The sequence below is a fragment of the Staphylococcus sp. HMSC061G12 genome (assembly GCF_001838465.1).
Classification (GTDB): Bacteria; Bacillota; Bacilli; order Staphylococcales; family Staphylococcaceae; genus Staphylococcus; species Staphylococcus simulans.
In genome coordinates, this window is record NZ_KV837085.1 from 1 (window position 1) to 10907 (window position 10907).

General features: G+C 34.9%; 13 protein-coding genes and 2 tRNA genes. All 15 read left to right on the forward strand.

Annotation, left to right across the window (positions count from 1 at the left end; translation table 11 throughout):
- Positions 1-183: 183 nt before the first annotated feature.
- Entirely contained in the window at positions 184-648 is a 465-nt protein-coding gene (locus tag HMPREF2937_RS07445) for a PH domain-containing protein (protein WP_060804059.1), read from the forward strand.
- Positions 641-2134, forward strand: a complete 1494-nt coding sequence (locus tag HMPREF2937_RS07450) for a PH domain-containing protein (RefSeq protein WP_070864321.1) — start codon at positions 641-643, stop codon at positions 2132-2134. The genes HMPREF2937_RS07445 and HMPREF2937_RS07450 overlap by 8 nt, the downstream gene beginning before the upstream one ends.
- Entirely contained in the window at positions 2127-2624 is a 498-nt protein-coding gene (locus HMPREF2937_RS07455) for a PH domain-containing protein (protein ID WP_083326919.1), read from the forward strand. The genes HMPREF2937_RS07450 and HMPREF2937_RS07455 overlap by 8 nt, the downstream gene beginning before the upstream one ends.
- Before the next feature lies 1 nt (position 2625).
- Positions 2626-2979: a holo-ACP synthase gene (gene acpS / locus HMPREF2937_RS07460; protein WP_070864323.1), complete on the forward strand. Its 354-nt coding sequence runs from the start codon at positions 2626-2628 to the stop codon at positions 2977-2979.
- Positions 2980-3058: 79 nt separating this feature from the next.
- Complete coding sequence (gene alr / locus HMPREF2937_RS07465; protein ID WP_070864324.1) at positions 3059-4213, forward strand: alanine racemase; 1155 nt, start codon at positions 3059-3061, stop codon at positions 4211-4213.
- Positions 4214-4293: 80 nt separating this feature from the next.
- Positions 4294-4461, forward strand: a complete 168-nt coding sequence (gene mazE / locus HMPREF2937_RS07470; protein WP_023016097.1) for a type II toxin-antitoxin system antitoxin MazE — start codon at positions 4294-4296, stop codon at positions 4459-4461.
- Entirely contained in the window at positions 4458-4808 is a 351-nt protein-coding gene (locus tag HMPREF2937_RS07475) for a type II toxin-antitoxin system PemK/MazF family toxin (RefSeq protein ID WP_031262808.1), read from the forward strand. The genes mazE and HMPREF2937_RS07475 overlap by 4 nt, the downstream gene beginning before the upstream one ends.
- 291 nt (positions 4809-5099) lie before the next feature.
- On the forward strand, positions 5100-6101 hold the full coding sequence (locus HMPREF2937_RS07480; protein WP_070864325.1) for a SpoIIE family protein phosphatase: 1002 nt from the start codon (positions 5100-5102) through the stop codon (positions 6099-6101).
- A 75-nt stretch (positions 6102-6176) separates the two neighbouring features.
- Positions 6177-6503, forward strand: a complete 327-nt coding sequence (locus HMPREF2937_RS07485) for an anti-sigma factor antagonist (RefSeq protein ID WP_002481749.1) — start codon at positions 6177-6179, stop codon at positions 6501-6503.
- A gap of 1 nt (position 6504) precedes the next feature.
- A complete protein-coding gene (gene rsbW / locus HMPREF2937_RS07490; protein WP_023016096.1) occupies positions 6505-6984 on the forward strand; it encodes an anti-sigma B factor RsbW in 480 nt (159 codons plus the stop codon).
- The gene (gene sigB, locus HMPREF2937_RS07495) at positions 6959-7729 is read left to right on the forward strand and encodes an RNA polymerase sigma factor SigB (protein ID WP_002481747.1); all 771 of its coding nucleotides are present in this window, start codon (positions 6959-6961) and stop codon (positions 7727-7729) included. The genes rsbW and sigB overlap by 26 nt, the downstream gene beginning before the upstream one ends.
- 115 nt (positions 7730-7844) lie before the next feature.
- Entirely contained in the window at positions 7845-9995 is a 2151-nt protein-coding gene (locus tag HMPREF2937_RS07500) for a Tex family protein (RefSeq protein ID WP_070848600.1), read from the forward strand.
- 7 nt (positions 9996-10002) lie between these two features.
- Positions 10003-10455: a SprT family protein gene (locus HMPREF2937_RS07505; RefSeq protein WP_002481745.1), complete on the forward strand. Its 453-nt coding sequence runs from the start codon at positions 10003-10005 to the stop codon at positions 10453-10455.
- A 267-nt stretch (positions 10456-10722) separates the two neighbouring features.
- Positions 10723-10805: transfer RNA gene (locus tag HMPREF2937_RS07510), tRNA-Leu, on the forward strand.
- 28 nt (positions 10806-10833) lie between these two features.
- A tRNA-Gly gene (locus tag HMPREF2937_RS07515) sits at positions 10834-10907 on the forward strand.

A 10907-nucleotide genomic window follows, 5' to 3' on the forward strand; every position in this document is an offset into this window, starting at 1 on the left:
TCTCATCAACCGAATTTATTATAGAGCCCAAAAATAAGAATACCCAATGATTTCAAACCGTTTCGAAGAAATTCGAAGCGGTTTTCTATTTATAGAAATCTATAAATTTTTAACAAAATAATGTTAATCATTGTTAAAATATGACTGATAGCTAAAATACATAGAAAGGTGCGAAGTGACCTTATGTCTAAAAAAAGTCCACGCCGCGTAGTAGGGTACTATTACATCCGCTATTTCATTGAGTTTTTAATAGAAATATTAGTTTTTAGCGGCTTAGTATTCTTGTATCATCATTTTACGTGGTCACCTTGGGTGCTAAACCTGCTTATCATTTTATTGGCCATGAGTTTCCTATATAAAATCATCCATCCTTGGATTATATGGAACTATCGCTTTTATCTATTGCAAGAACATTATGTATCAATTGAGTCACGATTCTTCTTTCAAAAGCAACAAGTGCTTAAATATGACAGAATACAATATGTAGAAAGAGAAAGTGGCCCTATTTTATTAGCGTTCAAACTTTATAAACTTTCTATTATTACTGCAGGTCATGTTGTCACATTACCGATATTGACAGAAGATGAAGCAATATCTATAGAATCCGTTTGTATGCGCCGACTTGAGGAGGTAGATGCAGATGTATAGTCCACAAAGGTTGCACCCGTTGTCTTATCTCACAGGATTGATTACTACAATTAAGCAAAATATAGTCGTCATTGTTATTTTTATTTTCAATATCAACAACTTTAACTTTACCGATGTAAAATCGTATATATGGCCAGCTTTTTTAACAGCTATATTTTTATTTTCTTTTATCTATAATGCATTAGAAGTGTATTCTACACGCTATTGGATAGAAGGGCATCATTTCGTTGTGACAAAAGGTGTGTTTAATAAAAAACGTAAAGAGTTGGATATTCAAAGAATACAAGCCTTTGATTCCTCACAAGATATCGTCAATCGAATCTTCGGTGGTGTTATCATGGAAATTAAAACACCTAGTGATGGTATCAAGTTACAAATTGTCTCAAAAAATCAATTCAATTTAATAGAACAAGCAGTCAGATCAGAGCAAGCAACAAAAGATTATGAAGATGAATTAATGGGTGAAACGAGTGAAGAGGAACAACCAGCGTCTCATACAATGACAACGGAGCAATCTACACAAATTTTTAAACTCTCGTTGAAAGAATTAATCTTTATGGCGTTATCCAGTGGTTCTATCGGAATTGCTTTAGTTACTTTAGGACCTCTTTTAGGTACTTTCCAAGAAATTATCCCTTGGGATAAATTGTTTCATCAATTTGATTGGATTGCACAAGCTGCATATTTAGTCGTAGCAGGATTAATTATTCTCTCTTTATTTTTAGCTTATATTATCGGTGTTATTATAGAATTTGTCCGGTACTATGGCTATACATTAAGTGAGAAGAATGAACAGTTGCATATCCGTTATGGCTTGTTGAATGTGAAAACCATTAACGTCGCTACACGCAGAATTCAAGCTGTCGTAGAAAAACAATCATTTATACGTCGCTTTATCGGTTATACGTCTGTATATTTTATTATTACAAGTGACGCAAAACAGACAGAAGGTTCCACAACGGCTTCTGGTGATATTATGATTTTGCCTTTTGTAAAACGACAAAAAGCTTATCGTATGATTGAGCAATTAGTTCCTTCCATTGCGTTTGAAGAAGTTGAAACAGGATTGCCATTTGGCGGTATTCGTCGTCATGCGCAAATTGGGATGGGCATGCTTTTAATTGCTGGTATTATAAGTACATATTTTTGGTCATGGTGGTATTTAGCACTAGCGCTAATTGCATGTCTTTTAGTCTTGATTAACAGTATTATTACGGTTCGTTACTCAGGATTTAAAACAGATCGAACAACTTTAACTGTAAAAAAATCTCAATTAATGAGAACGCGTTATTTTTACGCGAAAAAAGATAAGTTACTTGGGTTTGATAAATCACAGAACTGGTTTATGAAACGCGTAGGTTTGTCTGATTTTGCATTTTCAGCTGCAAAAGGTCTAGGGAGTATGGACATAGGCTTACGATTTATAGACAATGAAGCAGCAGAGCAACTAAAACAATGGTATGTGGAGGAGGATGACGATGCATAGAATGGCGCAAGAAGGAAAGAAAGTGTTATTGATTTCAGGTTTAATCCAAACATTACTGATTGTTTTAGTCTTTGCAGCATTAATTACTGTAGAGTATCTTTGGCTGCATCTCTTGTCTAAAGGTGCGTTGAAGTGGATTGTGATTATTGCGATTGTGTTAGTATTATTTGTATTCATATGGACATGCTTGCTTAATCCTTGGCTGAAAAATAAGCAACATGGTTATTTATTGGAAACCAATCAAATTCTAGTTCAAGAAGGTATGATTTTTGTAAGTTTAAAATATATCCCTTTATTCAGAATTCAAAATATAGATATTAATGAAGGTTGGCTGATGCGTAAATGGAAATTAGCAACTTTGACACTATCAACAGCAGGCGGAGATAGTGAGATATTGTTGATAAATAAAGAAACAGCCCAACAAATCATGTATGATATTAAACATATTCATGATAAGAATGAGATGTCAGAAGAAGAAGAGGGTGAATAATGTGATTTATGGTATAGGTATCGATTTGATTGAAATCGATCGTATCAAAACAATGTTAGAACGTCAGAAGAGATTTCCAGAAAAAGTATTGAGTCAAGATGAACTGGGCAAGTTTCATTCATTTTCACATCCACAACGACAAGCAGAATTTTTAGCTGGACGTTTTGCATGTAAAGAAGCGTTCAGTAAAGCGTTAGGTACAGGCATCGGCAAACAAATCAGTTTCCATGATATTAATTGTAAGAATGATGAATTAGGTCGTCCTTATATTCACTTTGAAGGATTCAAAGTTCATGTCAGTATCTCTCACACGAAAAATTATGCGACAAGCCAAGTATTGCTTGAAAAAATATAAAATAAATTGAGTATTGATAAAATGAGTCAGAAAGTATTATAGTAGTAATACATTTTACTTGGTTAAAGGAGATGACGCTATGGCGAATAAATTTTATCGCCCTACGTATTTAAAGGTAGACTTAGAAGCGATTTTAAAAAACTACCAAGTACTAGGAAAACTACAACCAAACAAAACAGTAATGCCTGTCATTAAAGCAAATGCATATGGACTGGGCAGTGTGAAAGTTGCACATTATCTAGAAAAACACGGTGCAGAATTTTTTGCGGTCGCTACATTAGACGAAGCAATTGAATTGCGCATGCATGGGATAGACGCCAAAATTTTAATATTAGGTGTCGTTATGCCGAATGATATTAATAAAGCGATTCAACATCGTGTTGCCTTAACCGTTCCTTCATACCAATGGTTGGAAGCGGTAATAGAGCAGATTGAGCCTGAAAATAAAAAAGATTTATGGCTGCATGTCAAAATTGATACAGGCATGGGGCGTCTAGGTATTAAGACACTTGAGGATTATCAAAAAATCGTTGATACAATCAGTCAACATGATCAATTAGTTTTTGAAGGTGTGTTTACTCATTTTGCGCAAGCAGATGAAGATTCACCACATACACATGAACAATACCAATTATTTGAAGATTGGGTGAATACATTACCACATCCTCCTTATGTCCATTCTCAAAATTCTGCAGGTACAATTCTGCATGAAGCACCTATTTGTAATATGGTGCGTACTGGTATTTCGTTATATGGTTATTACCCGTCTGAATATGTAGAAGAAGTGACAAATGCAGTGCTTTATCCAAGCGCTTACTGGGCAACCGAAATTATGGAAATCAAACGTTTAAACTTAGGGGATACTGTCAGCTATGGTTCTACCTTTACTGCTGACCGAGCATTGAAAATCGCTATTTTAGGTGTGGGTTATGCAGATGGATTCCCACGCATGATGCAAGGAGCAACAGTAGAAATCAATGGCCATCATTGTGAAATTATCGGACGTGTTTGTATGGATCAAATGATGGTGGTTTTACCAGAAGATGACACATTTGAAGTTGGGGATACAGCAACGTTATTGAACCGCGAACATCAAGGACCTGAATCATTAACTTCATTGGCACATCAACAACAAACTATCAATTATGAAGTGCTTTGTCGTATCGGTAGACGTGTGCCAAGAATCTACGAACCAGAAAAAGAATTTGATATTGTCAACGAATTGCAAAAATAGTATGGTCATGAATTTTGAAATTTGTTATGATTAATTTGAATATTAGTTTAGAAGTTCTTTATTTCTTGGAGGTCTTACCTATGTCAACTTTTAATCAGAATAGAAGCTATAGTTTGGAACAGTCATTAAAAGAAGGCTATTCACAAATGGCTGATTTGAATCTCTCCCTAGCAACGGAGGCATTTTCAGTGGAATGTGAAGCCTGTGATTGCAATGAATCTTATCTTACATTTGATAAGGATGAATGATGAGGAGAGGCGATGTTTATTTAGCTGATTTATCACCAGTGCAAGGTTCTGAACAAGGGGGAGTTAGACCTGTTGTAATTATACAAAATGACACTGGCAATAAGTACAGTCCGACGGTAATTGTAGCCGCGATTACTGGGCGTATTAATAAGGCGAAAATTCCAACACATGTTGAAATTGAAAAGAGTAAATACAAATTAGACAAAGATTCTGTTATATTACTTGAACAGATTAGAACAGTTGATAAAAAACGTTTGAAAGAGAAATTGACTTATCTTTCAGATGAGAAGATGAAAGAAATTGATAACGCGATTGGAATTAGTTTAGGCTTGACACATAAAAATTAGGAACCGATTTCAATCATATGTGTAAACAACTAAATGAGAAGTGGTTGTATCAGTTTATGCTGAACAATCCAGTTCATTCAAATGAACGATTTAAAAGAGGTGAAGCAACATTTTCAGCCTGCTTAGCAACTTTGCTTATTGCTCGATTTTTATCATAGTGTGATACAGCATTTTACTATGGTGCTGAAATGTGACTTTCGACCTCTTTTTATTTCATCAAACAAGATTTAAATAAGTATGTGTGGTTACTGGGTAGACGGCGAAACTGGTATAAAGAGAGGGACAACGCAATTGGAAAATTTCAAAAAAAGATATATGCAATTAATGAAGTCTTATGTAGAGTCCTATAATAAGGAAACGGTTATTAAGCAATTTGAAGGCTTCGGTCAAGAAATTTTAGAAAAACATATCCATGCAGAAGATGTACTTGATATTCATAGAGAATGTGCCAAAGAAATGAACTTAACTAAAGAACAAGTCTTCGCTACATTTGAGTTATTGAAAATTATCGCAAGTATTTTCGGATATAGCTATCAAGATTATCAAGAAATGGTAGATAAACTCTATTACCATGATAAAGAAATGGATTTAGCTTCACGTTTACAACAAACGATGCTGCAAACTGAGATACCTCAATTCGACAGTATTCAAATTGGGGTTATTTCTGTTGCAGCACAAAAAGTAAGTGGGGACTACTTTAATTTAATTGATCATAAAGATGGAACGATGAGTTTTGCGGTAGCAGATGTCATTGGTAAAGGTATTCCTGCAGCGCTCGCAATGAGTATGATTAAATTCGGAATGGATTCATATGGGCATTCACAATTACCAAGTGATGGTTTAAAACGTCTGAATCGTGTAGTTGAGAAAAACGTCAACCAAGATATGTTTGTGACAATGTTCTACGGCTTATATGAAGAAATGAATCATTTATTATACTGCAGTTCGGCAGGTCATGAACCAGGTTATATTTTCAGAGCTGCCGAAGACAGATTTGAAGAAATCTCTGTCAAAGGACGTGTACTTGGCGTTAGACAATTAGAACGTTACAAGCAGCAGGAAATTCAAATTCATTTAAATGATTTGATTATTATCTTTACTGATGGTGTGACTGAAATCAGGGATGAAAACGGTAAATTTATAGAGACAGATTATTTATTAGATTTTATACATAAGTATAAAAATCTGCATCCGCAAGATATTGTACAGTTATTGTATGAAGATTTACTTGGCATTCAAAAGTCAGGCAAGCGTGATGACTTAACAATCTTAATTATTAAGCGAGTAAATTAAATAAAAATGATTAACCTTTAAACAAAATGGGTAAACTAGTGTTTGAAATATGAACAGACTGGAGTGTATCACTGAATGAATTTGAATATAGAGACACAAGAACATGATGGGTATTATGAAATTAAAGTCGGAGGAGAACTAGACGTTTATACTGTACCTGAATTGGAACAAGTTTTAACACCAATTAAACAAGAGGGTACACATGACGTATATGTTAACTTGACGAATGTAAGTTACATGGATTCCACTGGACTTGGTTTATTTGTAGGAACATTGAAAGCATTAAATCAAAATGATAAAGAATTATATATTATCGGCGCTTCAGAACGTATCAGCCGTTTATTCGAAATTACAGGTTTAAGCGACTTGATGCACGTAAATGAAGGATCGGAGGTAGAATGACATGGAAGCGAAGCGGAATGTAATTGAAATGAAGCTGCCGGCACAAGCTGAATATGTCAGTTTAATCCGATTAACATTATCGGGCGTGTTTTCACGTGCGGGTGCTTCATATGAAGATATCGAAGATGCTAAAATTGCGGTAAGTGAAGCAGTCACAAATGCTGTAAAACATGCATACAAAGAAGAAGAAATCGATCCCTCTATTTATTTATGTTTTGAAATTTACGATGATAAAATTAGAGTTGTTATTTCTGACCAAGGCAAGAGCTTCGATTACGAAGAGAAGAAAAAAGAACTTGGTCCATACAGTGAAAATGAAAATATAGACTTCTTAAGAGAAGGCGGATTAGGTTTATTCTTAATTGAGTCATTGATGGATGAAGTTAAAGTAAACAAGGACAATGGTGTAACGATAAGCATGATCAAGTATATAAAAAAAGAGCAGGTGCACAATAATGGCGAAAGAGTCGAAATCAACTAACGATATTTCACCACAACAAATCAACGAATGGATCAGACAACATCAGAATGAAGAAAATACCAGTGCCCAAGACAAACTTGTCAGACATTATCAAAAATTGATTGAATCTTTAGCTTTCAAATATTCAAAAGGACAATCACACCATGAAGACTTGGTTCAAGTAGGAATGGTAGGACTTATTGGTGCCATAAATCGATTTGATATCAATTTTGGCAGAAAGTTCGAAGCCTTCTTGGTGCCTACGGTAATCGGTGAAATTAAAAGATACTTAAGAGATAAGACTTGGAGCGTTCATGTTCCAAGACGTATCAAAGAAATTGGTCCAAGAATTAAAAAGACCACTGATGAATTAACAAATGAACTTGAACGTTCGCCATCAATTGCCGAAATCGCAGATAGATTAGAAGTTACAGAAGAAGAAGTATTAGAAGCGATGGAAATGGGACAAAGTTACAATGCGTTAAGTGTAGACCATTCCATTGAGGCAGATAAGGATGGTTCAACGGTCACGTTACTTGATATTATGGGTGAGCAAGAAGATGGTTATGATTTAACCGAGAAACGAATGATTTTAGAAAGAATCTTACCTATTTTATCTGATCGTGAACGTGAAATTATTCAATGTACTTTCATTGAAGGGTTAAGTCAGAAAGAAACAGGTGAACGCATTGGCTTAAGTCAAATGCATGTCTCACGATTGCAACGTAATGCAATTAAAAAGTTACAACAAGCGGCGAAGAAATAATGCCGAAAATAAAGAATCGCAATCTTTAGAAAGGGCTGAGATACATTATGTATTTCAGTCTTTTTCTATTCTTATGATACTATGGAAACAAGAAAATGAATTTGAGGTGCAGATATTGAATAACGAATTAATCAACTCAATTGAAAAACAACATCACTTTTCAAAAAAACAAATTACTGAAGTGCTAGCATTACTAGAAGAAAATAACACAGTTCCATTCATCGCACGTTATCGAAAAGAGCGTACAGGTGGACTAGATGAGGTCGAAATTAAAAAGATTGCCGACGAATATCATTACATGGAACAGCTTCAAAAGAGAAAAGAAGAAGTTTTACATAACATAGAACAACAAGGTTTATTAGATGACCAGTTAAAAGCGGATATTTTAAAACAAACGAAGTTGCAACGTGTGGAAGATTTATATAGACCGTTTAAACAAAAGAAAAAAACACGTGCAACAGAAGCTAAACGAAAAGGATTAGAGCCTTTAGCAAAATGGTTGATGCAAAGTAGTATTGATCAATCACCTAAAACTTATGCAGAAGCATTTTTAAATGAAGAAGTGACATCAGTTGCTGATGCGTTAGCAGGTGCACAAGATATTATTGCAGAATGGGTTTCTGATAATCCTAAATACAGAAATAAAATTTTGACACAGACACAAAAACGAGGACTCATCACAAGTCAGAAAAAGAAAAAAGCAGAAGATGAGAAAAAGACATATGAAATGTACTATGAATTTTCAGAGCCGATTCATAAAATAGCCAACCATAGAATATTAGCGATGAATCGCGGCGAAAAAGAAAAAGTATTATCAGTGAAGATTGAAATGGATACAGATTCATTAGAAAGAGAAATTGCACGCCAAGAAATTAAAGGTCAGCATGAAGGTACAACTTATATTGAAGCGGCAATTAAAGATAGTATGAAACGTTTGATTATGCCATCAATCGAGCGAGAAATTCGCACTGATTTGACGACTAAAGCTGAGAATCATGCGATTGATGTATTCAGTGTTAACTTAAAACATTTATTATTACAACCACCATTGAAAGGAAAACAAATTTTAGGTGTTGACCCTGCATTTAGAACAGGGTGCAAATTGGCTGTAATTAATCCGTATGGTACGTTTATTGCAAAAGGTGTGATGTATCCGCATCCTCCAGTTTCAAAAACAGCGCAAGCAGAAAAAACATTTTTACAATTTATCAATGATTATGATGTTAAATTAGTAGCTATTGGTAATGGTACGGCAAGTCGTGAAACTGAACAATTTGTGGCTGACTTAATTCAAAAACATACCTTAGATGTTCAATTTATTATTGTGAACGAAGCGGGTGCGTCTGTTTATTCTGCATCTGAAATCGCAAGAACAGAATTTCCTGATTTCCAAGTAGAAGAAAGAAGTGCTGTTTCCATAGGACGTCGTGTACAAGATCCGTTGAGTGAGTTAGTAAAAATTGATCCAAAATCAATTGGTGTAGGTCAATATCAACATGATGTTAACCAAAAAGCACTTGAAAATGCTTTGAATTTCGTAGTAGAAACAGCCGTTAACCAAGTTGGTGTAGATGTGAATACAGCTTCACGTTCATTATTGCAACATGTTTCAGGTTTATCACCGCAAATCGCACAAAACATTATTGATTATCGCGAAGAAAATGGTGTCATTAACCATCACAAACAAATTGCCAAAGTAAAACGTCTAGGCCCTAAAACGTTTGAACAAAGTATCGGATTCTTACGTATTGTAAATGGTAAAGAGCCGTTAGATAATACATCAATTCACCCTGAAAGTTATGCGATTGCATATCAATTATTAGAGCAACAAGGTTTGAGTGCAGAAGATCTAGGTACAACACATCTTAAAGAGGTATTGAACAAACTAGACTTAAAACAATCTGCTGAGCAATTAAACGTAGGTCTACCAACTCTAGAAGACATTGTGGCTGCGTTGATTGCACCTAATCGAGATCCACGTGATGAATATGAAACGCCGATTTTAAAATCCAACGTATTATCTTTAGAAGATTTAACCAAAGGAATGAAATTGAGCGGTACTGTTCGAAATGTCGTTGACTTTGGTGCATTTGTAGATGTCGGTGTTAAACAAGATGGCTTAGTGCATATATCTCAATTAGCGAAACGTTTCGTGAAAAATCCAATGGATATTGTCAATGTAGGAGATATTGTAGATGTTTGGGTACTTGATACAGATACAGTAAAAAATAAAGTTTCATTGACAATGATTAATCCTAATGAGTAATAACTGGATGGATAATGAGAAGTTGCAACAACTTACAGAGAAAATTTCCAGACAATCATTTGGATGGGAATTCAAACACGAGGCTTATTTCAATAATAGGTTAAGAACAACAGGCGGAAGATATTTGTTGCAGTCTCATAATATCGAAATCAATCCGAAACAATATGAACAGTTTGGAGAAGCGGCTATTATTGATATTATCAAACATGAACTATGTCATTATCATCTCCATCTGCAAAAACGAGGTTACCAACATAAAGACAAAGAATTTAAGCAGTTAAGTCAAAAAGTTGGTGCACCAAGATTTTGCAGTGCTGTTAAAAGTTATGAAGAACGGGCGAACTATGTATATCAATGTCAATCATGCAAAAAATCTTTCTTGCGCATTAAAAAAGTGAATACACGAAAGATGGTTTGTGGTCATTGTCACGGTAAGTTAAAACTACAAAAGAAATTATAGTAATCAATACCGAGTATCTAAGGTGTTATGCCTTGGATGCTCGGTTTTTACTACGATTAAAATAAAAATAAGGAAATATGAACTTTAGTGTTGACTCAACTCTGAGAATGTTATATGATAGTTCATGTCCTAAAAAAACGACATTAAATATTTGAAACGAACTTTAACGCTTTGTTAAAAACTTTTAAAAAGTTATTGACATGATATTACGAGAGTGTTACAATAGAGTACGTTGTTAAAATAAATGATTAATGAAATCAAACCCAAGCGGTCGTGGCGGAATGGCAGACGCGCTAGGTTGAGGGCCTAGTGGGAGAGATCCCGTGGAGGTTCAAGTCCTCTCGGCCGCATCAACATTTCATTAATTTACGAATATATGCGGGTGTAGTTTAATGGCAAAACCTCAGCCTTCCAAGCTGATGTTGTGGGTTCGATTCCCATCACCCGCTCCA